This is a genomic window from Sphingobium xanthum, assembly GCF_019737615.1.
Lineage (GTDB): Bacteria > Pseudomonadota > Alphaproteobacteria > Sphingomonadales > Sphingomonadaceae > Sphingobium > Sphingobium xanthum.
In genome coordinates this window covers 36,259-61,103 of the sequence record NZ_JAHKKS010000008.1, presented here as the reverse complement: position 1 = coordinate 61,103, position 24,845 = coordinate 36,259, and the positions used below count along the sequence as shown (strand labels likewise).

Here is a 24,845-nt window from a genome sequence, read left to right as displayed (position 1 = left end):
AGCGGCGCCGAGCCATAAGGCTGGAGGCACCGCCAACGGTGCGCTAATGACGATTGCGCCCGCCAGAGTCAAGCAAAACCGGGCTTTTGCTGACGGGTATTCAGATACCCTATTGCGGGATCGGGTCGAACCGCCAGATGGTTCGCTGCGGTCGCTCGGGCTGGGCCGTGGGCGTGACGCTGCGCTCGATGCTGCGCATGAGACCGCTCGCGCCATCAACGCGATACTGCGCGGAGTCGCGCAATACGGCGCTGTCGGTCGCTTCCGTCGTCTTGAGCGTGCCGTCCGCAGCCGGCTCCAGCACCGCCGACTGTCCGCACAGGCGCAGCCAGGGACCCACGACATCACTCGCAAGCAACCGCAGCTTGGTCGCGTCATCCGCGCGGGAGAGGCTCGCGAAGGCGGCCTGCGCCCGCTGTGTCGCCGCGCCATCGGCCGCAAGCGACTGAACCAGCCGCTGGAACCGCGCCAGATGCGCCTGCCAATGCGTCGCCAGATCGTCTATGGCGAGAAGGCGACCGGTCGCATCGAGCCGGACCGTCATGACGCGCTGGTCGTTCGGATCATAAACCGCGGCCATGCGGCGCTCGAGCGCATCATCGACCTTGCCGATCGCCCGGGCCGGATCGATGACGAGCACAAAGCCCAGATCCTGCCGCTTCACATGCAGCCGCCGCGTCAGCCCCAGATGCCAGGGCATACCGTCATTGCCCCAGCCATGCTGCTCGAAGGTGAAGAGCAGACGCGCATCGGCGGGCAGACGACAAGGCAAGGTGCGCGTCTCGGCACGCAGCGTCTGGGGCAGGAGCAGCAGCGCCGGCAGCAACGCGGCATGATGCAGGGCAAGACGCATCAGCTGTCCGTCTCTCCGGCCACCCAGGCCGCATAAGCCGGCGTCGTTACGGCGGGCCAGCTCAGGATCGCGGGCAGGTCATAATTATGCATCGCGCCGATCGCGGCCATCAGCGCGTCGCGCCGCGCGGGCACCGTCTTGAAGAGCACGGGCACTTCGCCGGCCCGATCGATGCGGCCCTCCCAGGGATATATGGAGGTGCCGTCGCCCAGCAGATTGGCGCAGGCGGCAAGGCGACGCTCGACCATCGCACGCGCGACGGCCTCCGCCGCGTCGCGATCGCCGAACAGGGTATAGACCAGGACAATCTCGCTCATCGTACCCCGAGACGATGCGTTGCCATGACCGCGACACCGAGCAGCAGGGCACCGACGAGCTGGTGCGCAACCGCAAGCGCGATGTTGACGCCGGTAACGACGGTCAGGATGCCGAGCAGAATCTGGCCGACGGTGACACCGAGCAGCGCATGGGCGAGCCGCCGGTCACCGACGCGATTGACGCGCCCCGCCATCCAGACGAGCGCGATGGCGGCAACCCAGGCCCACCAGCGATGCAGGAAATGGACAAGGAAGGGATCGCTGGTCAGCGTCATCCAGAGCGAGCCCCACCACGCAATACCCTCGGGCACCAGGTGATCGTTCATCAGCGGCCAGGTGTTCGCGACATAGCCCGCACGCAGGCCCGCGGTGAGGGCGCCGAGCAGGATCTGGAGGAACAGCAATGTCGGTGCGATGGCCGCGAGCAGGCCAAGCCGCGCCTTCGCCGAGCCGGGTACGCGCGCGAGTCGGGCGAAATCGCACGCTGTCCAGACCACCGCCGCGAGCAGGATGAGCGCCATGCCGAGATGCGCGGCGAGCATCGCCGGCTCGACATTGGTACGATCGGTGAGACCACTGCGCACCATCAGCCAACCGACCCCGCCCTGCGCGCCGCCCAGCAATAGCAGGCCGGTCAGGCGCAGACCGAAGCCCCTGGGGATTGCCCGGCGCAACGCGAACCACGCCAGAGGCACCGCATAGGCAAGGCCGATCAGGCGGCCGAGCAGGCGATGGACATATTCCCAGAAATAGATCTGCTTGAAGGCCGCGAGCGTCATGCCCTGGTTCATCAGCACATATTGCGAGCTTTGCTTGTAGGCAGCGAACTCGGCTTCCCAGTCGGCCTGCGTCAGCGGTGGCAGGGTTCCGGTCACGGGCTTCCACTCGGTGATCGACAGGCCCGATTCGGTGAGCCGGGTCACGCCCCCGACGGCGACCATGAAGAGGATAAGGCCGGCAATGACGAACAGCCAGCGCGCGAGCGCAGCCGGGCGCGCAGTCGAGCCGGTTATCGCGGAGCCTGAGAAACGGGTCTGGGCAAGATCGGCCATCGCCGCCCCATGCGCCGATGACGGGCAGGACGCAAGGCGGATGCGACCGGCCCGACGCCAACGTTCACAAGGGAAAAATCGCGCCGGGCGGCACTATGGCTTGAACCGGCCGGCAGCGATCCCAAATGTTATGTTGTATCTTCATCTTCCCGGGAGTAGAGACACTCTCCTCATGCCGACTCTTGCCGCCCCCCGCTTTGCGCGCCTCGATGGACTCGCCATCGGCCTGTCCGGCCTGTGCGCGGTGCATTGCCTTGCGACGGCGGTCGCTTTCGGCCTGCTGTCCTCGGTCGCCGGCCTGCTCGAAGCACCGATCATTCACGAGGCCGGCCTCGTTATCGCCATGGTCCTTGGCGCGATCGCACTCGGCCAGGGCGCTCGCGAACATGGCATGCTGATCCCGGTGGCGATCGGCGCGCTCGGCCTCGGCATCATGGCCGGTGCGCTCAGCCTGCCGCATGGCTGGTCGGGCGAGACGGCCTACACGATCCTCGGCGTGCTGCTACTCGCCTTCGGCCACGAACTCAATCGCCGCGCGCACTGGTAGGGCAAGCGCGGCGAAGGCAGCGGGACCCCGGGTCAAGCCCGGGGTGACGGGGACGCCTAAAAATCCCAGGCGGGCTTGCCAGCCAGGATGTGCGGTCCGACATCGGCGATGCTGTCGCAGCCGGTGAGCGCGAGGCCGGCGCGCAACTCCAGTGCATATTGCGCCAGCATGTGCGAGACGGCCTCCTCGCCGCCCGCCGCCAATGCGAAAGCCCAGGGTCGGCCGATCATAACACCTCTGGCGCCAAGCGCGAGCATGCGCAGCACGTCGAGCCCGTTGCGTACGCCACCATCGGCAAGGACGGTCAGCCGATCGCCGACCGCGGCGGCAATGGCCGGCAGCGCCTCGGCCGTGCCGACCGTGCCGTCGAGCTGGCGCCCGCCATGATTGGAGACGACGAGTCCGTCCGCGCCGATATCCGCGACGCGCTGGGCGTCCTCCGGGTCCATGATGCCTTTCAGCACCAGATTGCCATCCCAGTGATTGCGGATGAACTCGAGATCCTTCCAGCTTACCGAGGGATCGAAATTCTGCCCGCTCCAGCGCAGAAAATCCGCCATGCGCAGATTGCCGTTCATGATCGGCACCAGATTGCCGAGCGTATGCGGCCGGCCGAGCAGACCGACATCCCAGCTCCAGCGCGGGTGCGACAGGATTTCGGTCCAGCGCCGCCACTGGCCGAGCGCGCCGGGCGGGCCGGAAAGGCCGGAGCGCTGATCGCGCCAGCGCGGGCCGGGCACGGGCAGATCGACCGTCATGAACAGGGTAGAGCAGCCGAGCGATTTGATCTTGGCCAGCAGGTCCATGACGAAGCCGCGATCCTTGGCGACATAGAGCTGGAACCAGAAGGGGATCTGCGTCGCCGCCGCGATCTCGTCGACCGAGCAGAGCGTGACGGTCGAGAGCACCATCGGCACGCCATTGGCATGTGCGCCGCGAATCGCCTGAATCTCGCCGCGCCGGCGCAGCATCCCGCCCATGCCGACCGGGGCGAGCATCAGCGGCATGGCGAGCTTCTGGCCGAAGAGCGTGGTCGAGAGGTCCGACTGGGCGACGTCGTTCAGCACGCGCTGGCGCAGCGTCACGGCGCGCACGGCGGCGACATTGCGGGCGATCGCCAACTCGGCGAAACTGCCGCCATCGACATAATCGAACAGGAAGCGCGGCAGCCGGCGATGGGCGGCGCGGCGCAGATCCGTGAAGCTGTGCGGCCAGACCATCTTGCTATCGGATCCCGTCCCAAGGATCGCGGGCGATCCGAGCGCGCATGCCGTTCATGTTCATCCTCTCGCTCACCCGCATGTACCCTGGCGGATCAATTGCAGGCGCCCATGCCTTAACCTTTTGATTTCACGACCGCCAGCTTTGCGTCCTCGCCATCTCGACAGAACTTGTCCAGTCTTGCCGAAACAGCCGAACGATGCTTGCCCCAATTTGGGTCAAAGCGTCCAACGTCTCGCTTTAACCATTAATTTACTCTGATTCGACGCATCCATGATGTAAAGAGTTGTCGTCCTGGCCGGGGGATGTGGGATTTTCCGGCAGCGTGTGACGATGTTCTGGGGGATGATGTCATGAAACTTCTGGCCCTCTGCGCCGCATCGGCGCTTGCGATGACCGCCAGCAATGCGGGTGCGACCGCTTATGTGACCGACCCGGCCGGCGGCGGCCAGCCGTTCAGCAACTATCAGCCCTCGCTGGTGCTGACCCAGTCGATCGGCATTCAGGGCATCTTCCCGCCGCGCGGCGGCGGCGGCACGTCCAACGGCTTCATCGGCATGATGCACACATTCGCCGGCAATTTCGGGCCGTTCGGTACCCCGCCGGCGCTGGGCCAGCTGCTGCCTATCTCGCAGAACACGGCGCTCTTCTCGATCCTGGGCACGACCTATGGCGGCGACGGCAAGGTGACCTTCGCGCTGCCCAACCTGATCGGCCAGTCGGTCATCGGGGCAGGGCAAGGGCCGGGCCTGGAGCATTTCTCGCTCGGCCAGACGGCCGGCTCGGCGACCGTTACACTGACCGAAACGCAAATGCCGGCGCACGATCATGACTATGCACCGGGGATGCCGACGTCGCCGACCGGTGGCAATCAACAGTTCGACAATTACCAACCCTCTCTGGCGCTCAACTATATGATCGCGGCGGACGGCCTCTTTCCCTCGCAAGATAGCGGCGGCGGCCACACGCTGATCGGCGAGATCGGCGTCTTCGCCGGCAATTTCGAGCCGGGCGGCTGGCTGTTCGCGGACGGCAGGCTTCTGGACATTGCCACTTACGACACGCTGTTCCAGGTCATCGGCACGACCTATGGCGGCGACGGCCAGACGACCTTCGCCCTGCCCGATCTGCGCGGTCGCACGATCGTGGGTACCGGCCAGGGCCCGGGCCTCGAAATGGTCGATCTGGGCGAAGTGCTGGGCAGGCCGGAAGTGACGCTGACGCAGAGCCAGATGCCGTCGCACGATCATGGCCTGCCGACCGGCGGGACCACGGACATTACGGGCGGCAACCAGCCCTTCGACCAGCATGAGCCGAGCCTCGGCCTCAACTATATCATCGCGCTGCAGGGCGTTTTCCCACCGCGCGACGGGAGTGGCGCCGTGCCGGATGACGTGCCCTATATGGGCGAGATCGTCGCCTTTGCCGGCGGCTTCGCACCCAAGGGCTGGGCGCTGGCGCAAGGCCAGCTGCTCTCGATCGCGCAGAACCAGGCCTTGTTCTCGATCCTCGGCACGATGTACGGCGGCAACGGCCAGACGACCTTCGCCCTGCCCGATCTGCGCGGCCGCACGATCCTGGGGTCGGGGTTCAACCAGTTGGGCACCTTCAACGTGGGCGACAAGATCGGCTCGTCCTACACGACCTTATCGCTGAACGAGCTGCCGTCGCACACGCATGGCTATGAGCTTGCAGGCGCCCCCGGCGTGCCCGAACCGGCGACCTGGGCGATGATGATCGGCGGCTTTGCGCTGGTCGGCGCTTCGATGCGTCGCCGCAAGCTGGCCGTCGCTTTCGGCTGATCGTCCCGGCACAGTTCAAGTTCGGCTAGCGCGCAGTGCCCCGCGGGTGCGGCGTGCTTGTGCTTTCGGGCGCCGGCGCCGTCAGTGAAAGTCGCGCGACTTGGGCAGTAGCCGGACATTGCGCGGATGCGAGGATGTGCGCGGCGCGGCGTCATGGCGCGGATTGGCCGGGTGCAGGAAGACGTCGGCGCGAGAGAGAACGGGCCTGGGTTCGTCTATGTCCGAAAGGCGGCCGAGCAGCTCCGTGCGATCGTGAATGCGGCTCGCCATGATGTGGACGACACCCTCGCGGCTGCGCTGCAACTCTCCCTCCACGATCATCAGCCGCGCGGCCATGACGTCCCGCCGGTAGCGCTCGAAATTGCGCGCCCAGAGCAGGATGTTCACGATGGCGTCCTCGTCCTCCAGCGTGATGAAGATGGCATTGCCCTTGCCGGGCCGCTGGCGGACCAGCACCACGCCGCCGACGCGGACCTGCGCACCGGCCTTCACATCGGGCAAGGCGATGCTGGGCGTGACGTTCTCCGCCGCGAAATAGGGGCGCAGGACGCGCATGGGATGCGCCTTCAGCGAGAGGCGATGCGTCTGGTAATCGGCCGCGACATGCTCGCCGAGGGTCATGGATTTGAGGTCGATCGTGGGTTCCTCGCCCAGCTCGCGGGCGCGGGCGGCGGCGAAGAGCGGCAGTTCGTCGGTCGGCGTGCGGCGCACTTCCCACAGCGCCTCGCGCCGATCCTGGCCCAGCGAGCGCATCGCATCGGCATCGGCCAGCAGATGCAGCGCGCGGGCCGGGAGGCCAGCGCGGCGGGCGAGCTGCTCAACGGTGGTGAACGGGCCGCCCACGGCACGCGCGCGTTCGATGGCATGGCCCCACGCCTCCTTGAACCCGCCGATCTGGCGAAAGCCGAGGCGCAGGGCGAGATGGGCGGAGGACACGGGAAAGCCACTCCTCTTCAGAGGAGGGGTTGGGGTGGTGCTGGGACGGTGCGGATGATCGCGATCCGGGCGATGCTGGCGCATCGTCCCCACCCCTTCCCCCTCCCCTGAAGAGGAGGGGCTGGATATGGGCTCCAGCTTATTATCCCAATCGCTGCTGTTCACATCGACGGGCCGCACCGTCACCCCATGCTCGATCGCATCGCGCACGAGCTGCGCCGGGGCATAAAAGCCCATGGGCTGCGAGTTCAGCAGCGCACAGCAGAACACCACCGGATGATGGCACTTGATCCAGGCCGAGACATAGACCAGCCGGGCGAAGCTCTGCGCATGGCTCTCGGGAAAGCCATAGGAGCCGAAGCCCTCGATCTGCCTGAAGCAGCGCTCGGCGAAATCCTGCCGGTAGCCGCGCGCGACCATGCCGCCGATCATCTTGTCGCGGAACCGGTCGATCGTGCCGAGATTGCGGAACGTCGCCATGGCGCGGCGCAGACCATTGGCTTCCTCGTCGGTGAAGGCGGCCGCGGTGATGGCGAGCTGCATCGCCTGCTCCTGGAAGAGCGGGACGCCGAAGGTCTTGCCGAGCACCTCGCGCAGTTCATTGGGATCATGGGGCGGTTTAGGCGACGGATAGTCGACCTTCTCGACGCCATTGCGCCGGCGCAGATAGGGATGGACCATGTCGCCCTCGATCGGCCCGGGGCGGACGATCGCGACCTGCACGACGAGGTCATAGAGATTTCTCGGCTTGAGATGCGGCAGCATGTTGATCTGCGCGCGGCTCTCGACCTGGAAGACGCCGATGCTGTCGCCCTTGCAGAGCATGTCGTAGATCGCCGGATCGTCCGCCGCGAGATCGGTCTCCAGGCTATGATCGCCAAGCCCGTGATGGCGCATCATATCGAAGCTCTTCGCGATGCAGGTGAGCATGCCGAGCGCCAGCACATCGACCTTCATGAGGCCGAGCGCGTCGATATCGTCCTTGTCCCATTCGATGAAGGTGCGGTCGTCCATCGCGGCATTGTGAATGGGCACCATCTCGTCGAGCCGGCCCTGGGTGAGCACGAAACCGCCGACATGCTGCGAGAGATGACGCGGCAATTCGAGGATGCGCTGCACCAGCTCGTTGAGCCGCGCAATCTCCGGACTGTCGGGATCGAAACCGCTCTCGACCACGCGCTGGCGCTCATAGTGCGACGCATAGCTGCCCCAGACCGTGCTCGCCATGCGGCTGGTGATGTCCTCGCTGATGCCGAGCGCCTTGCCGATCTCGCGCACCGCGCTGCGTGCCCGGAAATGGATCACGGTCGCGGCGATGCCGGCGCGATGCCGGCCATAGCGGCGATACATATACTGGATCACTTCCTCGCGCCGCTCATGCTCGAAGTCGACATCGATGTCCGGCGGCTCGCCGCGCTCGGCCGAGAGGAAGCGCGAGAAAAGCAGCTTGTGCTGCGCGGGATCGACCGACGTCACGCCCAGCAGGAAGCAGACGATGCTGTTCGCCGCGCTGCCTCGGCCCTGACAGAGGATCGGCGGATCGCACTGCCGGGCGTAACGGACGATATCGTGGACCGTCAGGAAATAATGCGGATAGTTGCACTGCCGGATGAGCGCGAATTCCTTGTCGATGAGGCGCTGCACCTTGTCCGGCAGCACGGCGCCATAGCGCTCATGCGCGGCTTCCATGACGATATGCTCGAGCCAGTCCTGCGCGTCCCAGCCGGGCGGCACCGGCTCGTGCGGATATTCGTAGCGCAGATGCTCCAGCCGGAAGCCGATGCGCGAGAGGAAGGTCTGCGTCTGTTCGATCGCATCCGGAGAGGCGGCAAACAGCCGCCTCATTTCAGCCGGAGCCTTGAGGTGCCGTTCGGCATGGGCAAGCAGGGATCGCCCGGCCTTCTGCACTGTCGTGTGCAGGCGGATGGCCGTCATCACATCCTGCAAGGGCCGATCCTCAGCCGTGGCATAGAGCGCATCATTGAGAGCGATGAGCGGCACTTTCGCCTGGCGCGCCAGTGCCTGCGCCTGTGCGAGCTGACGCGCGTCCCGGCCTGTCCGGTTCATCACCGCGCCAAGCCAGATCCGGCCTCGCGCCGCCTTCCTCAGACATTGCAGCAGATCGAGCGTCGCGCCGGGCAGGGCGATCAGCAGCAGATCGTCGATATGTTCGAGCAGGTCAGAGAGGTGGAGATCGCATGACCCTTTCTGGGCGCGGCGATTGCCCGTTGAGAGCAGCCGCGTCAGCCGGCCCCAGCCATGGCGGGTCTCCGGATAGGCGATGATGTCGCTGGTCCCGTCGGAGAAAACCAGCCGCGCGCCGGTGACGAGCTGGAAGTCGGGCGGCACAGGGAGCCCTTCCTCCTGCATGCGCTTGATCGCGATCTTGGCGCGGACAACGCCGGAAACCGTGTTGCGATCGGCAATGCCGATGCCGTTATGGCCCAGCGCGATCGCCTGCCGCACCATCTCGCCGGGATGCGAGGCGCCATGCAGGAAGCTGTAGGCCGTCGTGCAGGCCAGCTCGATATAGGCGGGCGGCGGCGGTGGAAGATCGCCATTTTCGTTCATGCGAAGAGCCCGTGGACATACCAATCCGGCTGCTCGGTCTCGCGCTCGTAGAGGCCGAGACGGAAGACCCAATAGCGCCGGCCGGCCTCATCCTCGACGCGATAATAATCGCGCGTGAAGCCGGGATTGGTGGAATAGCCGTCGCGCCGCCGCCACCATTCCGGCGCGATCCGCTCGGGCCCTTCCTGCCGCGCGATCCGGTGGACGCTCCCGCGCCAGCGGAACTGGCGCGGCGGGCCATCGGGCACCTGCGCCATCACCTCGATGCGCTCGGGCGGATCGAGCAGGGTCAGCGGGCGTAGCGGCGGCTCGTCGGCCACCGCGGTCTCCCAAGGCGGCGGATCGGCTTCGCTCACGCGCGCCAGCCGAGTCGCGCGCTCGGGGATATGGGTGTCGCGCGGCACGAGCCGGCGATAGCGCTGCGCCCCGGCACGCACGCTGAGGCGATCGAGCAGGGCGGCCAGATCGGCATCGCGCGCGGGGTCTCCGTCCAGCCTGGCTTGCGGGTCGCTCCGCCCTTCCGCGATGGGCACGGAGAGGCGCACGATGTCGAAGCCGAAGCCGGGATCGAGCGGATCGGACAGCGCCTCGATCCGCTCCTCGAACAGGCGCAGCACGACGGCCGGATCGCGCACCGGCTGGCCGGTCTCGACGGCAAGGTCGCGCGTCGCCCCGTCGCTGCGATACAGCCGGGCGGCGAAGCGGCGGCCGCCCTGATGGCGCTCGGCGAGCGTTTCGCAGGCCTGCGCCAGCAGCTCGCCCAGCACGGCCATCACCGTCTCGACATGCGCGACCGGCTCGGCGAAGCGGCGCTCGGTGCGGATCGGCGCGGGCAGGCGGCGCGGGGTGATGCGGCTGTCGATGCGGCCAAGCAGCCGGCCGAGGGCATCGACGAGGCTGGCTCCGAAGCGTGCGGCGAGCGGCGCGGCGGGGAGCGGCGCCAGATCGCCGATCGTGACGAACCCGGCCCGGCGCAGGGCATGGCGGACATCGACATCGACGCGCAGGGCGAGCAAGGGGAGGCGGTGGAGGCGCTCGGTTTCGGTGAGTGCTCGCTTTCGCTTCTCCCCTGCAAGGGCAGGTGGCAGCGCTTTGCGCTGACGGAGGGGTGTTGCGAGCGTGCTAGGGGGATATCCCTCCACCACTGCTTGCGGCAGCGGTCTCCCTCCCCCTGTTGGGGGAGGATTGATATTCTCCAGCCGCGCCAGTGCCAACGCAGCTTCCGGTGTCCCAGCGCGTGCGGAGCGGACGCGCAGGCCCTGTGTTCGCATCAGCCGCACGGCATCGCGCGCCAGCGCCACCTCGCCGCCGAACAGATGCACGCAGCCCTCTATGTCCAGCACCAGCCCTTCCGGCAGAGCGATGGCCACCATCGGCGTGAAGCGATCGCAGAGGTCCGCCAGCCGCTCGATGAAACGCCCCTCGGCCTCCGCATCATGCGGTACGGCGCGCAGATCGGGCAGGCGCGCGCGCGCATCGGCCAGAGCCATTCCCGGCTCCAGCCCCATGGCCAGCGCAGGCTCGTCCAGCGCATGAAGCCGGTAGGCGCCACGCTCCTTCACGGTGAAGACGAGCGGCGGTTCCCCGGCCCGGTCAGACGGCGATGCGCCAGTCCTGCGCTCCGGCTCCGTCGTCCGCTCCGCCAGGCGGAGCATATCCGCCGCCAGAAACGGGAAGACGAGCGCCAGGAAGCGCCGCTGGTCTGAAACAGACGGCATCACGATCCCATTCCACAGTCCAGTCGAACCCGGCCGGCCCGCCCCGCTGGCGCAGCAACGACAGGTTGAGCGCGGCATGACCCGGCGCGTCGGCGGCGAGCGGTGCGGACGGCGCCCCCGCCACGTCCCAGCGGGTCTGCGCCGCGCTCGGCATCGGCCGGGCATCGCGCAGCCGCAGCAGCAGCGGCGTCACGCCGGAGCTTTCCGCGGCGAGGCCAAGTCGCCGGCTCGCGGTCAGATCCAGCACCGGCGGATTGCCGCCCAGTTCCAGGATGACGACACCGAGCGCGCAGCAGCGCAGCGCATCCACCGCCGCGCGGAGCAGCGCCTTGGGATCGGGCAACACGCCCAGGATGAGCCGCGCCGGATCGATCCCCAAATCCATCAGCCCCGGCCCATACAGACCCGCCTTGCGTTGGGCGCTTTCCTCGCGCAGCCAGAGGACCGGGACGGACGGCGACGTGAGCGCGAGCGCGAACATAACGGCAAGGCCCGTGGCACTCGCCTCGTCCGCCCGCTCCCGCGCGAAGATTTCGTGCAGCCGGCCGGGCAGCAGGCCGCCGCCCAGCACCCGGTCGATCGCATCCATGCCGAGCGGTCGCATATCTGCCACCGGCGGCGCGACCGCACCGGCAAAGCCCCGCGTCACGGCGGGATGAAGGCGACTCGACTCAAGCATGTTCCTATTATGTTCTCATATCCGCGGAATGAGTCAAGGCGGCGGCGACAGGCTCGTCCCGCCGCCGCCGTCCTTCATCGCCCTTGTCTCTTCATCGATTGTCGAGCTGTGGCCGCACCGCCTCGCGCCCGAGCCGGGAAATGCGATAGGGGCTGGAGGCGAAGGATTCGATCAGCCGCCTGCGGCGCAGCTTGCCGAACAGGGCAAGATCGCAATCGGCCAGCACGAGGCCGTCATGGGTATAGCATTCGACGAGATGGATGCGCCCGCGCGCATCGAAATAGTGGCGGATATAGCCGCCCTTGGCGAGCACGTGCAGCACGCGCTGTTCGCCCCTGGAAATGTTCATTGGGAAAACCTGTCACTGGCGTGAGGTCACGGCCGAAGGCTCACGACGCGGCAGGACCGCGCCAGCTTCGGCGGTTCTCGGCATCACTCCCTTGCGGGGATGCTCAGTGGTTCAGGCAATTTCCTGCATAGACACGGCGCTTTTGTACCGCCTCCGGGACGGAGGCGTCAATGTAGGCGCTCACTCGCCTTGTTAACGTAACGGAATCCCGGATCCTGCGTCATGCCGTTGTCACAATCGAACAAATTCCACACCTTTGGCGAAATATCCCAACAAGTCGGATATATCGCACGAAAACCCTTCTTCCAAAAACCCCATATTTCTTTATATTTCAATAGTTTGTCTGTTTGGCACGCTTAATGCACTAGGACAGGCACAAGCATCCCCGCTTGTTGAAGTACCCCAGGAGTGAGGAGATTATCATGTTCAAGTTCGCCACCATCATCATCGCCGCTGCCGCCACCGTTTCGGCTCCGGCTCTCGCCGAGAAGTATGAAGCCAAGGTCGTGAAGAAGAACGGCGACACCTATTATTGCGTGAAGCAGCCGGTCACGTCGTCGCTGATCCCCGCGCGCGTCTGCGTCACCGAAGCCGAACTGACGGCCCAGGGTGCCGAGATCGCTTCGATCAACAGCAAGTCGGAACTCGCCTCGAACGCGCCTGCTTCGAGCAATCAGAACTAAGCCAGCCCGACCTCCTGACGGTAGCGCCGCCCATCCCCTCAGAGGGCGGCGCCAACCGACAAGGGTCTGAGCAACGGCTCGACACGGCCGCGACGCGCAAGGGCGTCGGCGGCCGTTTCCTTTGTCAGCTTTCGCGCACTGCCTTGCGCGCCTGCTGGCGCCGGCGGGCAAGAATGTTGAGCGCCTCGACCAGCGCCGAGAAGGCCATCGCCGCATAGACATAGCCCTTGGGCACATGCGCGCCGAAACCCTCGGCAATCAAGGTCGTGCCGATCAGCATCAGGAAGCTCAGCGCCAGCATCACGACCGTGGGATTGCGCTCGATGAAGTCGGCAAGCGGTGTCGCCGCGAACATCATGACCGCCACCGCCACGACCACCGCGATCACCATGATCGCGATATTGTCCGTCATGCCGACCGCCGTGATGATGCTGTCGATCGAGAAGACAAGATCGAGCAGGATGATCTGGCCGATCGCCGCCGTGAAGCCGATGCTCACGGCTGCGGTGTCGAACAGATCCGCGTTCGGCTTGGGGTCGATCGTGTGATGGATCTCCTTTGTCGCCTTCCAGACGAGGAAGAGACCGCCCGCGATCAGGATCAGGTCGCGCCAGGAGAAGGCCCGCCCGAATGCCTCGAAGATGGGCGCGGTGAGCTGCACGATCCAGGCGATGGAGGCGAGCAGCGCCAGCCGCATGCCGAGCGCGAGGCCGATGCCGATCCGCCGCGCCTTCACGCGGGTTTCGGCGGGCAGCTTGTTCGACAGCACCGATATGAAGATGAGATTGTCGACGCCCAGCACCACTTCCATGGCGACAAGCGTAGCAAGAGCCACCCAGGCGGCGGGTTCGCTCGCCAGGGCGGTGAGGCCTTCCAACATGACCGGCTAACCTTTCTGCAAAAGGGGGAGCGCGATTACTCGCGCTCGCCCATCAGGTTCAGCAGGAACTGGAAGATATTGACGAAGTTCAGGTACAGCGAAAGCGCGCCGAACACCGCCATCTTGGTCTCGGTCTCATGGCTGAGATTATGGGCATAGTCTTCCTTGATGCGCTGCGTGTCCCAGGCGGTCAGGCCAGTGAAGATCAGCACGCCCAGCACCGAGATGGCGAACTGCATCGCGCTCGACTGCATGAACAGGTTGACCAGGCTCGCGATCAGGATGCCGACCACGCCCATGATGAGGAAGCTGCCGAACTTCGACAGGTCCGCCTTCGTCGTATAGCCGTAGAGGCTCATCGCGGTAAACATCGCCGCCGCCACGAAGAAGGTCTGGGCAATGCTCGTGCCCGTGAACACGAGGAAGATCGACGCCATCGAGACGCCCATCACCGCCGCAAACGCCCAGTAGGCGCCCTGCGCAGCCGCCGCGCTCATCTTGTTGATGCGGAAGCTGAAGAAGAACACGAACGCCAGCGGGGCGAACATGAACACCCACTTCAGCGGCGTGCCGAAGACGAGCTGGACGAGGACCGGCGTGGACGCGACGGCCAGCGCCACGATACCCGTGAGCAGCACGCCGGACGCCATGAAATTGTAGATGCGCAGCATGTGCGAGCGCAGGCCCGCATCGAACAGGGCGCTATCCTGCACCCTGCCGCTGCGCTGGAGAACCCGCTCTTGTTCAAACATAGCAAAAAACCTCGTTTGCTTGACTGTCAAACGAGTGGCTTTTCCGCCGGCCTGAAAATCGAAAGAATATGACCGGCATCGAGCGCACTCGATGCGGTCCGACATCACGACCGCCGAAACGATCGCCAGAGGGGCCCGGCCCGCATTACGCGCAAGATAGGGGTTGCCGGCTTACAAATCAATAACGTCGCAGCAAAGCGGCAAACAGGCCCACTCAGCCCCCGATTCGCGCGATCAGCGCCTGGCCCTCGGCCCCGCCCCATTCGAGCGCGCCGACGATCCGCACCACTTCCTTGCCCTGCGCGTCGTAGAGGATCGTGGTCGGCAGCGTGCCTGTCGCATAATGGAAGCCGAGCGCATTTTCGGGATCGAGCCAGGTCTGCAAGGTCGCCAGTTTGCGGGCGCTCCAGAAGGGGCGCACGACGCTCTGCTCCTGATCCTGCGAGACGGCGATCACCTTGATGCCCTTGGCAGCGGCGGCAGCGGCCGCCTTGTCGAGCGCCGGCAGCTCGGCGACGCAGGGCGCGCACCAGGTCGCCCAGAGATTGACGAGCATCGGCTTGCCGCCCGCGATCTGCTTCAGCGTCGCCGGCTTGCCGTCGGCGGCGGTGAACGTCTTGTCCGGCATGGCCTCGCCCTTGTGACTTTCGTCCACCTCGTGCTTGAATGCCTCGCCCGCGCCGCTTGGGCCATCGGACGGCACTTCGTCGCTCGTCACTTCGTCCGCCGTCACTTCGTCCGGCGCAGCGGCATTGCTTGCCGCGCCGTCCTTGGCCGATCCTTGCGCCGCCTCCCCGGATTGCCTATCGCACGCGCTCATGGCCAGCGAGAGGCCGATCAGGACAGCAAGGGCAGCAAAAGAGCGCATGGCAGACTCCGGAAACAGGGGGGCGAACAACATGTGGGGCGGGCGCTTCGAGGAAGGCCCGGCCGCGGTCATGCGCGAGATAAATGCCTCGCTCCCCTTCGACAAGCGGCTGTGGCGTCAGGATGTCGCCGGCTCGATCGCGCATGCCCGCATGCTGGGCGCGCAAGGGATCCTGAGCGCCGAGGAGGCCGCGCAGATCGTGGGCGGTCTGGAAGCGATCCACGCGGAATATGACGCGGGCGACTTGCCGGAAGACCTCGCGCTCGAGGACATCCACATGGCGACCGAGAGCCGCCTTGCGCAGAAGATCGGCCCGGTCGCCGGCCGCCTGCACACGGCCCGCTCGCGCAACGATCAGGTCGCGACCGATTTCCGCCTGTTCGTGCGCGACGCCATCGAGGATGTCGATCACGCGCTCTACGCGCTGCAGCGCGCGCTGGTCGATCGGGCGGCCGAGCATGCCGAGACGGTGATGCCCGGCTTCACGCATCTCCAGAGCGCCCAGCCGGTGACGCTCGGCCATCATCTCATGGCCTATCACGAGATGATCGCCCGCGACCGCTCGCGCTTCGCCGATGCCCGGGCGCGGATGAACCTCTCGCCGCTCGGCGCCGCTGCGCTCGCAGGCACCGGCTTCCCGATCGATCGTCATGCGACGGCCGCCTCGCTGGGCTTCGACGGGCCGACGCGCAACAGCCTCGACAGCGTCTCGGACCGCGATTTCGCGCTCGATTATCTGATGGCGGCGACGCAGTGCAGCCTGCACCTCTCGCGGCTGGCGGAAGAGTTCGTGATCTGGGCGAGCCAGCCCTTCGGCTTCATCAGTCTGCCCGACGCCTATTCGACCGGCAGCTCGATCATGCCGCAGAAGCGCAACCCGGACGCGGCCGAGCTGGTGCGTGGCCATGCCGGGCGCATCATGGGCTGCATGACGAGCCTGTGCGTCACCATGAAGGGCCTGCCGCTGGCTTATTCGAAGGACATGCAGGACGATAAGCCGCCGCTCTTCGAGGCGCATGACCTGCTCGGCCTCTCGATCACCGCGATGACCGGCATGGTCGAGACGACACGCTTCCGCGCCGACCGCATGCGCGCACTGGCGGAAAGCGGCTTCTCGACCGCGACCGACTTGGCCGACTGGCTGGTGCGCGAAGCGGGCGTGCCGTTCCGCGAGGCGCATCACATCACCGGCCGCGCGGTCAAGGCGGCCGAGACGGCGGGCACGGCTTTGGCTGACTTGCCGATCGAGACGCTGAAGGCCATCGACGAGCGGATCGATGAGCGCGTCTATGCCGTGCTCACCGTCGATGCCTCGGTCGCCAGCCGCAAGAGCTATGGCGGCACGGCGCCCGAGCAAGTGCGCGTGCGTATCGCCGAGGCGCGTGCGGCGCTCGACAAGGAAGCCGGCCAATGATGCGTCCCCTGGCGATCCTGATCGCGCTCGCCGCGCTCACTGCCTGCGGATCGGCCACGCGCCTGCGCCCGCAACAGGGCATGAGCGAAGTGCCTAAGGCCGCCAATGCCGACCGCCGCGAGACCGCGCCGGAGCTGATGACGCCCTCGACCCAGGCACAGCCCGATCGTCAGGCGGACCTGCTCACCAAGTCCGTCAAGCGCGAGGACGACCCTTTCGCCCTGCCGCCCGGCCCCAATAACGGCCGCACGCCGACCCGGCCCAATGACGCCGCCGCCGCTGTTCCCCCGCCGGAAAACACGGCGCAGGACAAGAACACGACGCGCCAGGGCCTGCCCGACACGGTCGATGCGAACGACGACACGCCCGACGAGCCGCCACCGGCCAGCAATAGCGGCGAGTAACCCCGACTTCGTCATTCCCGCGAACGCGGGAATCCAGAAATCAGCAGCAATGCCATTGCGCCCCTGGATTCCCGCGTTCGCGGGAATGACGATGATATTGGATGGACGAACCGCACCCAGATCGGCCCCAAGCTTTCCCCCGCCCTCGGAAAACTTGGTTCCCTTAGGACCGTCCAGCCTCTAGGGGCCGCCGACATGGACCATTTCGCTTACAGGAACGGCGTGCTTCACGCCGAGGACGTGCCGATGAGCGCGATTGCCGAGGCTGTCGGTACGCCCGTCTATGTCTATTCGCGCGCGACGCTCGAGCGACATGCGAACGTGTTCCGCGAGGGTCTTCAGCGCATCGGGCGCAAGCACATCGCCTTCGCGATCAAGGCCAATCCCAATATCGCCGTGCTCCGGGTGCTGGCGCGCCAAGGCTATGGCGCGGACGTCGTCTCGGGCGGCGAAGTGAAGCGCGCGCTGGCGGCGGGCATGCCGGGCGAGGACATCGTCTTCTCCGGCGTCGGCAAAACCCGCATCGAACTGCGCGAGGCGCTGGAAGCGGGCGTCGGCCAGTTCAATCTGGAGCTGGAGGAAGAAGGCGTCGCGCTTGCCGAGATCGCCGCATCGATGGGCAAGACCGCCGACGCCGTCCTGCGCGTCAATCCGGATGTCGACGCGGGTACGCACGCCAAGATCTCGACCGGCAAGAAGGAAAACAAGTTCGGCGTGCCGATCGGCGACGCGCCGGGCATCTTCGCGCGCCTCTCGACCCTGCCGGGCCTCAACCTGCGCGGCATCGCGGCGCATATCGGCAGCCAGATCTTCGATCTCGGGCCGATCGAGGCCGCCTATGGCAAGCTCGGCGATCTCGTCCATACCTTGCGCGCGGTGGGTCACACGATCGACCGCGTCGATCTCGGCGGCGGGCTCGGCGTGCCCTATGAGCGCGACAAGGTGCCGCCCTCGCCAGCCGATTATGGCGCGATGGTCGAGCGCGCGACCCGGGGCTGGGACGTCACGCTCTATTTCGAGCCAGGCCGCGTCATCGTCGGCAATGCCGGCGTGCTCTTGACCCGCGTCATCTGGGTGAAGCCGGGCGCGATCCGCCCCTTCATCATCGTCGACGCGGCCATGAACGATCTCGCGCGCCCGGCCATGTACGACGCCTGGCACGATTTCGAGGCCGTCGCCCCGACCGGCGAGCGGATCGTCGCCAACATCGCCGGCCCGGTCTGCGAGAGCGGGGATACCTTCGCGATGGAACGCGAGATCGACGTCGTGAAGAGCGGCGACCTCGCCGTCTTCCGCACCGCCGGCGCCTATGGCGCGACCATGGCCAGCACCTACAACAGCCGCGCGCTGGTGCCCGAAGTGATGGTCGATGGCGACAAGTTCGCCGTCGTCGCCGACCGCATCCTGCCCGAGGCGATCATCGCCGCCGAGCGGGTGCCGGACTTTCTGAACGACTGAGTCGGTTGGGCGGAGAGTCGGAGAAAGCCGTCTCTAGCCCCTCCTCTTCAGAGGAGGGGTTGGGGTGGTATCGCACTTACCGAATGATCGCTGCGCGAGCGATGCTGCGCATCGCCACCACCCCCTTCCCCTCCTCTGAAGAGGAGGGGCTAAGCAAGGACCACCCTTCGACAAGTCCCGGACGACCGGATAGGAGGGAGTCATGCACAGCCTACCGCTTTTCCTGAAGCTTTCTGGCCAGCCCGTGATCCTGCTAGGCGCTGGCGAGGCGGCCGAAGCGAAGCGCCGACTGATCGAAAGGGCAGGCGGTATGCCGGTCGGCGAGGATGATGCGGAGGCGCGCATCGCCTTCGTTGCATTCGAACTGGCCAACGAGGGCGCCCAAGCCGCATCCCGGCTCAAGGCGCGCGGCCTGCTGGTCAACGTGGTCGATCAGCCCGCGTTGTGCGATTTCACCACGCCCGCTATCGTGGACCGCGACCCGGTTTTGATCGCCGTCGGGACCGGCGGCGCATCGGCGGGCCTTGCCAAGGCCGTGCGCCAGCGCATCGAGCGCCTTCTGCCGCAAGGGCTGGGGGCGCTTGCCGGCGCTCTGGCTGCCGCGCGCTCTGCCTTGCGCGATCGCTGGCCCGATGCGCGCGACCGCCGCATGGCGCTGGACGCCGCTCTGCGTGACGGCGGCCCCCTCGATCCCTTTACCGATCACGCCGCGGAAGCCGTGGCCGACTGGCTCGGCAACGCGGCCGATGTCACGCCCGATCGCACCGAGACGATCCGGCTGCACTCGATCGATCCTGACGATCTCACCCTGCGCACCGCGCGCCTGCTCGGCGAGGCCGACCGGATCATCCACGACGGATCGGTCCCTCCGGCACTGCTCGCCCGCGCCCGCGCCGATGCTGCGCGCCTCGTGCTGCCTGCCGGTGCCGCGCCGCCCGAAGCGCCGGGCCTCACCCTGATCCTGCGCATTACACCGTTGTAATTGGCGCCGAACAGCGCGCCGCCACTAGCCTTTCGTTGGGGACAGGCCCCGCACGAAAGGACATCTCATGCCCAGGACCATCGCAATCGAAGACCTGCCGTTGCTCGACGGCGAAGCCGCCCTGTTCGACGCGGCGATCGACCCGACGGCCATGCAGCTGGTCAGCGATCACATCATCATCTCGATCATCACCAATCCCTGATCGGGCAGCGACGGTGCTCCTCCAATCCGACCAGGCTCAACGGCGGTTGCAGGAGGCCGTCGCTCATTCCGCGGCGGCGGACGATCCGGGCGAGGCCATTGCGCGGCTGACGCCGCTCTTCATCGACACCGGCTGGCTCGCCGACCTCGCGGACGAGATGATCGCGCCGCTCCGCGCTGATCCCTCCGCCGGTATCGGCCAGCAGACCTCCCGTAATGGACCCGTGCTGAGCCTGACGCTCGCCTCTGCCCCGCCCGCCCGCATCATGCTGACCCTGATCGAGGGCGAAGCCGAGCGCGGCGACGATGCCGGTGCGCCACCATCGGCCCAGAGCATCGGCTTCTCCGGCGCGCAGGCACTCTACCGGCTGCTTTCGCCTGTGCCGACGCAAGCGCTGTTCGCCGCCGTCACGGCCGATCATCGCCGCTGCCGCAGCCGCGCGATCACCTTGCGCCCCGGCCAGCGGCTCGCGCTCGACGAGCGACGGCAATCCCTGCGCATCCTGCCGCAAGCGCGCCCGATCCTGCTGCTGCGCGCGCGCATCGAACGCACGCCACCGCCGCCCGTGCGCCGCTACGCGCTGCCGGACGGCGCGTTCATCGGCGCCGTGCAGGCGGACGAGGGCTTTGCCCGCTCCGCCATGCTGCTCACCGTGCTGCGCGAACTCGGCGCCAGCGCCGCAGCGCCCGAGATGGTCGGGCTGCTGGACCGCCCCGCGCCGTCCGAACGCTGGACCGTCATGCGCGAACTGCTCGCGCTCGATGCCGCGACCGCGTGGCCACATCTGCAGGTCATGGCCACACATGATCCCGATGCCGGCGTGCGCGGGGCCGCTCAGGCCGTGCTGGCAAAGCAGGAGACCCTCTCATGCCCAGCGTGATCGACCATGAGACCGATGCCGTCGCCGATCTGGCCGATCTGGTCGATGCCTGCCGCTCGCCCATCTTCGACGGCGGCAGTCCCGATGGCCTCGCCGCCGTCGCCCCGGTGCTGCGCGCGCTCGGCAACAACCGCGCTTTCCTTGCCGCCATGGCGCTCGATGCGCTCAAGGAGCAATGCAGCGGCCAGCTCGCGCGGAACAATTATTCGCCGCAGGTCATCCTGCTGCATGCGCCGGACGGCCCCTTCTTCCTGCGCGCCAACATCTGGCCGAGCGAGCGCGACCCCGTGCTGCGCACCAGCGGCCCGGCCAGCTTCTTCTACCGCATGCCGCACGATCATGCGTTCGATTTCCTGACCCTCGGCTATCTCGGCCCCGGCTACTGGTCCGACTATTACGAGGTCGAGCCGGAGAGCGTAGCGGGCCTGCCGGGCGAGCAGGTCGATCTGCGCTTCGTCGAGCGCAGCCAGCTGTCGCAAGGCAAGATGCTGCTCTACCGCGCCAATCGCGATATTCACGATCAGCTGCCACCCGAGAGCCTCTCGGTCTCGATCAACGTCATGCCGCTCACGGCGGCGCAGCGCGGGCGGCGACAATATCTGTTCGATGTGGAGGAAGGCCGCATCCTGCAGGGCATGACGGCGAACAGTGCGGAGCTGCTGCTGCGCCTCTCGGTCTGCTTCGGCTCGGGCAACGGCATCGATCTCGCCACGGACTTCCTGGGCACCCATCCCGATCCCCGCATGCGCCTCGCCGCCTGGGCCGCGCTGGATGCGGCCAGCGATGATCCAGCGCAGCGCTTTGCGCATGCCCAGGCTGCCCTGCGCACCGACTGCCCGCATCTGGCGCGCGCTGCCCGATTCGCCCTGAACCATCTCCAATGCGGACCCAATGACGCTAGGGCTGCGGCACGTTTCGCCGTAGCCTGAAGGCAGTCGATCGCACAGCGACGGGGAACCCGTGCGCCTCATCGAGATCTGGGCCAGCGAAGATCGCGTCGCGCGAAACGTGCGTTTCAGCGGCCTCGTCCATGCGCTCGGTCAGGCCGGTCTCAAGGTGCGGCTCTGCCATTGCACGCCGGATGCCGCCGACCCGCCCGACCACGCCCTCATCTGGCAGACGCGCGACGATCCCCGCGCGCGCATTCAGGCCCTGGCTGCGGGCGCGTTCGACATCATCGGCCCCTGGATGGACGAAGGCGAGGCGCTGGTGCGAGCACTACGCCACGCGCGCGCCGGCCAGTCGGGCACTGGCGCGTCGGGCGCACAGATGCGCCTCGGCGAGCTGGAAATCGACCTCATCGAGCGCGAAGCCTGGCGGCAGGGGCGGACCCTGGGGCTGCTCCAGCGCGAGTTCGAGCTGCTGAACTTCCTCGCCCGACGGCCGGACCATCCGCATTCGCGTCAGGCGCTGCTGCGCGCCATCTGGCGGCTTGGCTTCGATCCCGGCACCAATGTGGTGGAAGTCCATATCTCGCGACTGCGCGCCAAGCTCGATCGCGGTTTCGACTGGCCCATGCTGCGCACGGTCAAGGGTGCCGGCTACGCCCTGGTCTCGGGGAATCCGTGAAGGAAGGACCTATCCCCCTCCCGCAGGCGGGAGGGGGAGCCGCAACGCTCCACTTTCCCTTGCCCAAATGCCCTCACCGCTCCAAGCTCGCCCCATGTCTCATCCCGTCTCCATCGCCCTCGATACCCGCGCCTTGCTTGGCGAAGGCCCCCGCTGGCACGCCGGCGAGCAACGGCTCTACTGGGTCGATATCCTCGCGAACGAGCTGCACCGGTTCGATCCTGCAACCGGCCTCGACGACGTGCGCCGCTTCGAGCAACCGGTCGGCTGTTTCGCTTTCCGCGCCGCGGGCGGCTTCGTCCTCGCCATGAAGGACGGTTTCGCCCTGCTCGACGATTGGGACGCCGCACCGAAGCCTTTTGGCGAGCAAATCTTCGCCGACAGGCCGGACCTGCGCTTCAATGACGGCCGCACCGATCCCGCCGGCCGCTTCTGGGTCGGCTCGGTCAACATGACCAAGAGCGCGCACGACGCCGCGCTTTACCGGCTCGATCCCGACGGTGCGCTCGCCTTCGTCGAGGGCGGCATGCTCACGTGCAACGGCGCGGCCTTCAATGCGGACGGCACCGCCTTCCGCCATGCCGACACGCCGAGCCATGATCTGCGGGCTTATGAGGTCGATCCGGCGACCGGCACACTCTCGAAGCGCCGCATCATCCACAGCTTCGAGCATGGCAAGGGACGGCCGGATGGCGGCTCCTTCGATGCCGAGGGCTGCTACTGGAGCGCCTTGTTCGACGGTGGCCGCGTCGTGCGCCTGTCGCCGGAGGGCGACCTGCTCCAGACCGTCGAACTGCCGGTCAAACGCCCGACCATGATCGCCTTCGGCGGCCCGGACCTGCGCACCGCCTATGTCACCAGCGCACGCGCCGCCCTGTCGGATGCCGATCTCGCGACGCAGCCTCATGCCGGCGCGCTCTTCTCCTTCCCGGTCGATGTGCCAGGCCTGCCGGAGGTGCCATTCCCGGGCTGACGGATAGCGCCCGGAGCATCCGCCAACTCCGTCCTCGCCTCGCTGCCCCCGCCGAGCTATAAGCCCCGCGAATATAGTCTCTCCCCCGGAGCCCGAATGTCAGACCATAATCCCGGCCTGCGCCCCTGGCGCGATATTGCGCGGCGGGAGTGCCGCCAGATCATGGTCGGCAATGTGCCCGTCGGCGGCGGCGCGCCCGTCACCGTCCAGACCATGACCAACACGCCGACATCGGATGCGCGCGCCACGATCGACCAGATCCGCCGCTGCGAGGAGGCTGGCGTCGACCTCATCCGCGTCTCCTGCCCGGACGTCGAATCGACCGCCGCGCTCAAGCAGATCGTCCGCGCCGCCAAGGTGCCGATCATCGCCGACATCCACTTCCACTATAAGCGCGCGCTCGAAGCCGCCGATGCCGGCGCCGCATGCTTGCGCATCAATCCCGGCAACATCGGCTCGGCCGCCCGCGTCAAGGAAGTGGTCGACGCCGCCAAGGCCAATGGCTGCGCGATCCGTATCGGCGTCAATGGCGGCTCCCTCGAGAAGGACCTGCTGGAGAAATATGGCGAGCCCTGCCCCGAGGCGCTGGTCGAATCCGCGCTCGACCATATCAAGCTGCTGCAGGATCAGGATTTCCACGAATATAAGGTCGCGGTGAAGGCGAGCGACGTGTTCCTTGCCGTCGCCGCTTACATGCAGCTGGCCGACGCGGTCGATTGCCCGCTGCATCTCGGCATCACCGAGGCAGGCGGCCTGATCGGCGGCACGGTCAAGTCGGCCATCGGCATCGGCAATCTGCTCTGGGCCGGCATCGGCGATACCATCCGCGTCTCGCTCTCCGCCGAGCCGGAAGAGGAAGTCCGCGTCGGCTACGAGATCCTCAAGTCGCTCGGCATCCGCACGCGCGGGGTCAAGGTCATCTCCTGCCCGAGCTGCGCGCGCCAGGGCTTCGACGTCATCCGCACCGTCGAGGCGCTGGAAGCACGCCTCCAGCATATCAACACGCCGCTTTCGCTTTCCGTCCTCGGCTGTGTCGTCAATGGACCGGGCGAAGCGCGCGAGACCGACATCGGCATCACCGGCGGCGGCAACGGCAAGCACATGGTCTATCTCTCCGGCGTGACCGACCATCACATCCAGGACGAGACGATGATCGACCATATCGTCGCGCTGGTCGAGGCCAAGGCCGCCGAGATCGAAGCCGCCAAGCTGGAAGCCGAAGCGACCGACGCCGGCAAGGCGACGGCAGTGGCGGCCGAATGATGAAGATTGCGCACAAACGGCTCATTCACCTTACGCGGACCAAGCAGGGCGCCGTCGCGACCGGCGCATCAGCCACGGGCGCTGCGGCCACCGGTGCCTCGGCAACCGGCGCAACGATCCTCGGCGCGGTCGCGCTCGGGGCCTTTGCCATGGGCGCACTGGCGATCGGCGCGCTCGCCATCGGCCGGCTGCGCATCGGCAAGGCCCGCATCGGCACGCTGCGCATCGACGAGCTGGAAGTCGGGCGGATCAAGGTCGTACCTATTCCCGCGCCCGCCTCGATCGACGAAAAAACCGCCACGTGAAGGCCCCCGGCGCAGCCTTGCTACTTGCTGCGCTGGCATCGACACCCTCGCAAGCCCAGATCGAAGGCACGATGGCCGCACCCGGTCGATAACGAGAACACCGTCTTCCGTGTCCGCAAGGCCGGTGCGAAGCTCAAGATCGACTTCATCAACGGGCCGAGGAGTGG

General features: G+C 67.0%; 24 protein-coding genes and 2 pseudogenes. 15 read left to right on the top strand and 11 right to left on the bottom strand.

From position 1 onward, the window contains the following. Nucleotides 1-109 precede the first annotated feature (109 nt). Genes KM135_RS13515 through KM135_RS13505 form a run of 3 tightly spaced genes read right to left on the bottom strand, consistent with a single transcriptional unit; the run spans nucleotide 110 to nucleotide 2,222 of the window. The gene (locus KM135_RS13515) at nucleotides 110-853 is read right to left on the bottom strand and encodes a hypothetical protein (protein WP_221714550.1); all 744 of its coding nucleotides are present in this window, start codon (nucleotides 851-853) and stop codon (nucleotides 110-112) included. After that, on the bottom strand, nucleotides 853-1,170 hold the full coding sequence (gene cutA, locus KM135_RS13510; protein ID WP_221714549.1) for a divalent-cation tolerance protein CutA: 318 nt from the start codon (nucleotides 1,168-1,170) through the stop codon (nucleotides 853-855). The genes KM135_RS13515 and cutA overlap by 1 nt, the downstream gene beginning before the upstream one ends. After that, on the bottom strand, nucleotides 1,167-2,222 hold the full coding sequence (locus KM135_RS13505; RefSeq protein WP_221714548.1) for a COX15/CtaA family protein: 1,056 nt from the start codon (nucleotides 2,220-2,222) through the stop codon (nucleotides 1,167-1,169). Before KM135_RS13505 ends, cutA begins: the two co-directional genes overlap by 4 nt. Before the next feature lie 172 nt (nucleotides 2,223-2,394). Between KM135_RS13505 and KM135_RS13500 the strand changes: the two genes are divergently transcribed. Beyond that, nucleotides 2,395-2,769: a MerC domain-containing protein gene (locus tag KM135_RS13500; RefSeq protein ID WP_221714547.1), complete on the top strand. Its 375-nt coding sequence runs from the start codon at nucleotides 2,395-2,397 to the stop codon at nucleotides 2,767-2,769. A gap of 56 nt (nucleotides 2,770-2,825) precedes the next feature. On the opposite strand, the gene KM135_RS13495 is transcribed toward KM135_RS13500, so the two are convergent. Then, entirely contained in the window at nucleotides 2,826-3,989 is a 1,164-nt protein-coding gene (locus tag KM135_RS13495; RefSeq protein WP_221714546.1) for an L-lactate dehydrogenase, read from the bottom strand. A gap of 306 nt (nucleotides 3,990-4,295) precedes the next feature. On the opposite strand from KM135_RS13495, the pseudogene KM135_RS13490 reads away from it, so the two are divergent. Continuing rightward, nucleotides 4,296-5,555 (top strand): annotated as a pseudogene (locus KM135_RS13490) (phage tail protein); the annotation flags it as partial. 135 nt (nucleotides 5,556-5,690) lie between these two features. Then, a pseudogene (locus KM135_RS20220) lies at nucleotides 5,691-5,792 on the top strand (PEPxxWA-CTERM sorting domain-containing protein); the annotation flags it as partial. A gap of 81 nt (nucleotides 5,793-5,873) precedes the next feature. Here KM135_RS20220 and KM135_RS13485 read toward each other — a convergent pair. The 4 genes from KM135_RS13485 to KM135_RS13475 all read right to left on the bottom strand — a co-directional run bounded on the left by KM135_RS13485 (nucleotide 5,874) and on the right by KM135_RS13475 (nucleotide 12,045). Further along, entirely contained in the window at nucleotides 5,874-9,299 is a 3,426-nt protein-coding gene (locus KM135_RS13485; RefSeq protein WP_221714544.1) for an error-prone DNA polymerase, read from the bottom strand. Then, a complete protein-coding gene (locus tag KM135_RS13480; RefSeq protein WP_246606123.1) occupies nucleotides 9,296-10,954 on the bottom strand; it encodes a Y-family DNA polymerase in 1,659 nt (552 codons plus the stop codon). The genes KM135_RS13485 and KM135_RS13480 overlap by 4 nt, the downstream gene beginning before the upstream one ends. Beyond that, on the bottom strand, nucleotides 10,893-11,696 hold the full coding sequence (locus KM135_RS19815; protein ID WP_246606099.1) for an ImuA family protein: 804 nt from the start codon (nucleotides 11,694-11,696) through the stop codon (nucleotides 10,893-10,895). The genes KM135_RS13480 and KM135_RS19815 overlap by 62 nt, the downstream gene beginning before the upstream one ends. 91 nt (nucleotides 11,697-11,787) lie before the next feature. Further along, nucleotides 11,788-12,045, bottom strand: coding sequence for a YjhX family toxin (locus KM135_RS13475; protein ID WP_221714542.1), 258 nt, complete (start codon nucleotides 12,043-12,045; stop codon nucleotides 11,788-11,790). Nucleotides 12,046-12,467: 422 nt separating this feature from the next. Here KM135_RS13475 and KM135_RS13470 point away from each other — a divergent pair, with 422 nt between their 5' ends. Continuing rightward, on the top strand, nucleotides 12,468-12,728 hold the full coding sequence (locus tag KM135_RS13470; protein ID WP_221714541.1) for a hypothetical protein: 261 nt from the start codon (nucleotides 12,468-12,470) through the stop codon (nucleotides 12,726-12,728). 124 nt (nucleotides 12,729-12,852) lie between these two features. On the opposite strand, the gene KM135_RS13465 is transcribed toward KM135_RS13470, so the two are convergent. The 3 genes from KM135_RS13465 to KM135_RS13455 form a co-directional block, all read right to left on the bottom strand. Next, a complete protein-coding gene (locus tag KM135_RS13465) occupies nucleotides 12,853-13,608 on the bottom strand; it encodes a TerC family protein (RefSeq protein ID WP_221714540.1) in 756 nt (251 codons plus the stop codon). A 35-nt stretch (nucleotides 13,609-13,643) separates the two neighbouring features. After that, the gene (locus KM135_RS13460; RefSeq protein ID WP_221714539.1) at nucleotides 13,644-14,360 is read right to left on the bottom strand and encodes a Bax inhibitor-1/YccA family protein; all 717 of its coding nucleotides are present in this window, start codon (nucleotides 14,358-14,360) and stop codon (nucleotides 13,644-13,646) included. A gap of 214 nt (nucleotides 14,361-14,574) precedes the next feature. Continuing rightward, nucleotides 14,575-15,228: a TlpA family protein disulfide reductase gene (locus KM135_RS13455; protein ID WP_246606098.1), complete on the bottom strand. Its 654-nt coding sequence runs from the start codon at nucleotides 15,226-15,228 to the stop codon at nucleotides 14,575-14,577. A gap of 31 nt (nucleotides 15,229-15,259) precedes the next feature. On the opposite strand from KM135_RS13455, the gene argH reads away from it, so the two are divergent. The 11 genes from argH (at nucleotide 15,260) to KM135_RS13405 (ending at nucleotide 24,678) form a co-directional block, all read left to right on the top strand. Next, nucleotides 15,260-16,642, top strand: coding sequence for an argininosuccinate lyase (argH, locus tag KM135_RS13450; protein ID WP_221714692.1), 1,383 nt, complete (start codon nucleotides 15,260-15,262; stop codon nucleotides 16,640-16,642). Continuing rightward, nucleotides 16,639-17,046 (top strand): hypothetical protein, encoded by a 408-nt coding sequence (locus KM135_RS13445; RefSeq protein ID WP_221714537.1) that lies wholly within the window; start codon nucleotides 16,639-16,641, stop codon nucleotides 17,044-17,046. Before argH ends, KM135_RS13445 begins: the two co-directional genes overlap by 4 nt. Nucleotides 17,047-17,241: 195 nt before the next feature. After that, nucleotides 17,242-18,504 carry a diaminopimelate decarboxylase gene (gene lysA / locus KM135_RS13440; protein ID WP_221714536.1) on the top strand — a complete coding sequence of 421 codons (1,263 nt, stop codon included), beginning with the start codon at nucleotides 17,242-17,244 and terminating at the stop codon, nucleotides 18,502-18,504. Between the two features lie 202 nt (nucleotides 18,505-18,706). Continuing rightward, a complete protein-coding gene (locus KM135_RS13435) occupies nucleotides 18,707-19,486 on the top strand; it encodes a precorrin-2 dehydrogenase/sirohydrochlorin ferrochelatase family protein (protein WP_221714535.1) in 780 nt (259 codons plus the stop codon). 67 nt (nucleotides 19,487-19,553) lie between these two features. Continuing rightward, nucleotides 19,554-19,688 (top strand): hypothetical protein, encoded by a 135-nt coding sequence (locus tag KM135_RS20035; RefSeq protein ID WP_281422179.1) that lies wholly within the window; start codon nucleotides 19,554-19,556, stop codon nucleotides 19,686-19,688. Between the two features lie 13 nt (nucleotides 19,689-19,701). Further along, nucleotides 19,702-20,568, top strand: coding sequence for a HEAT repeat domain-containing protein (locus KM135_RS13430; RefSeq protein WP_221714534.1), 867 nt, complete (start codon nucleotides 19,702-19,704; stop codon nucleotides 20,566-20,568). Beyond that, nucleotides 20,556-21,497, top strand: a complete 942-nt coding sequence (locus KM135_RS13425) for a transposase (RefSeq protein ID WP_221714533.1) — start codon at nucleotides 20,556-20,558, stop codon at nucleotides 21,495-21,497. The genes KM135_RS13430 and KM135_RS13425 overlap by 13 nt, the downstream gene beginning before the upstream one ends. 31 nt (nucleotides 21,498-21,528) lie before the next feature. Further along, a complete protein-coding gene (locus KM135_RS20155; protein ID WP_343228192.1) occupies nucleotides 21,529-22,137 on the top strand; it encodes a winged helix-turn-helix domain-containing protein in 609 nt (202 codons plus the stop codon). A gap of 94 nt (nucleotides 22,138-22,231) precedes the next feature. After that, nucleotides 22,232-23,110, top strand: coding sequence for an SMP-30/gluconolactonase/LRE family protein (locus tag KM135_RS13415; RefSeq protein WP_221714532.1), 879 nt, complete (start codon nucleotides 22,232-22,234; stop codon nucleotides 23,108-23,110). A gap of 96 nt (nucleotides 23,111-23,206) precedes the next feature. Further along, the gene (ispG, locus tag KM135_RS13410; RefSeq protein WP_221714531.1) at nucleotides 23,207-24,373 is read left to right on the top strand and encodes a flavodoxin-dependent (E)-4-hydroxy-3-methylbut-2-enyl-diphosphate synthase; all 1,167 of its coding nucleotides are present in this window, start codon (nucleotides 23,207-23,209) and stop codon (nucleotides 24,371-24,373) included. Then, nucleotides 24,370-24,678, top strand: a complete 309-nt coding sequence (locus tag KM135_RS13405) for a hypothetical protein (protein WP_246606096.1) — start codon at nucleotides 24,370-24,372, stop codon at nucleotides 24,676-24,678. The genes ispG and KM135_RS13405 overlap by 4 nt, the downstream gene beginning before the upstream one ends. Nucleotides 24,679-24,845 lie beyond the last annotated feature (167 nt).

Bases quoted from the DNA above. Each gene is read 5' to 3' on its own strand.
- KM135_RS13515 (WP_221714550.1), bottom strand. From the start codon at position 853: ATGCGTCTTGCCCTGCATCATGCCGCGTTGCTGCCGGCGCTGCTGCTC.
- cutA (WP_221714549.1), bottom strand. From the start codon at position 1,170: ATGAGCGAGATTGTCCTGGTCTATACCCTGTTCGGCGATCGCGACGCG.
- KM135_RS13505 (WP_221714548.1), bottom strand. From the start codon at position 2,222: ATGGCCGATCTTGCCCAGACCCGTTTCTCAGGCTCCGCGATAACCGGC.
- KM135_RS13500 (WP_221714547.1), top strand. From the start codon at position 2,395: ATGCCGACTCTTGCCGCCCCCCGCTTTGCGCGCCTCGATGGACTCGCC.
- KM135_RS13495 (WP_221714546.1), bottom strand. From the start codon at position 3,989: ATGGTCTGGCCGCACAGCTTCACGGATCTGCGCCGCGCCGCCCATCGC.
- KM135_RS13485 (WP_221714544.1), bottom strand. From the start codon at position 9,299: ATGAACGAAAATGGCGATCTTCCACCGCCGCCGCCCGCCTATATCGAG.
- KM135_RS13480 (WP_246606123.1), bottom strand. From the start codon at position 10,954: ATGCTCCGCCTGGCGGAGCGGACGACGGAGCCGGAGCGCAGGACTGGC.
- KM135_RS19815 (WP_246606099.1), bottom strand. From the start codon at position 11,696: ATGCTTGAGTCGAGTCGCCTTCATCCCGCCGTGACGCGGGGCTTTGCC.
- KM135_RS13475 (WP_221714542.1), bottom strand. From the start codon at position 12,045: ATGAACATTTCCAGGGGCGAACAGCGCGTGCTGCACGTGCTCGCCAAG.
- KM135_RS13470 (WP_221714541.1), top strand. From the start codon at position 12,468: ATGTTCAAGTTCGCCACCATCATCATCGCCGCTGCCGCCACCGTTTCG.
- KM135_RS13465 (WP_221714540.1), bottom strand. From the start codon at position 13,608: ATGTTGGAAGGCCTCACCGCCCTGGCGAGCGAACCCGCCGCCTGGGTG.
- KM135_RS13460 (WP_221714539.1), bottom strand. From the start codon at position 14,360: ATGTTTGAACAAGAGCGGGTTCTCCAGCGCAGCGGCAGGGTGCAGGAT.
- KM135_RS13455 (WP_246606098.1), bottom strand. From the start codon at position 15,228: ATGCGCTCTTTTGCTGCCCTTGCTGTCCTGATCGGCCTCTCGCTGGCC.
- argH (WP_221714692.1), top strand. From the start codon at position 15,260: ATGTGGGGCGGGCGCTTCGAGGAAGGCCCGGCCGCGGTCATGCGCGAG.
- KM135_RS13445 (WP_221714537.1), top strand. From the start codon at position 16,639: ATGATGCGTCCCCTGGCGATCCTGATCGCGCTCGCCGCGCTCACTGCC.
- lysA (WP_221714536.1), top strand. From the start codon at position 17,242: ATGGACCATTTCGCTTACAGGAACGGCGTGCTTCACGCCGAGGACGTG.
- KM135_RS13435 (WP_221714535.1), top strand. From the start codon at position 18,707: ATGCACAGCCTACCGCTTTTCCTGAAGCTTTCTGGCCAGCCCGTGATC.
- KM135_RS20035 (WP_281422179.1), top strand. From the start codon at position 19,554: ATGCCCAGGACCATCGCAATCGAAGACCTGCCGTTGCTCGACGGCGAA.
- KM135_RS13425 (WP_221714533.1), top strand. From the start codon at position 20,556: ATGCCCAGCGTGATCGACCATGAGACCGATGCCGTCGCCGATCTGGCC.
- KM135_RS13415 (WP_221714532.1), top strand. From the start codon at position 22,232: ATGTCTCATCCCGTCTCCATCGCCCTCGATACCCGCGCCTTGCTTGGC.
- ispG (WP_221714531.1), top strand. From the start codon at position 23,207: ATGTCAGACCATAATCCCGGCCTGCGCCCCTGGCGCGATATTGCGCGG.
- KM135_RS13405 (WP_246606096.1), top strand. From the start codon at position 24,370: ATGATGAAGATTGCGCACAAACGGCTCATTCACCTTACGCGGACCAAG.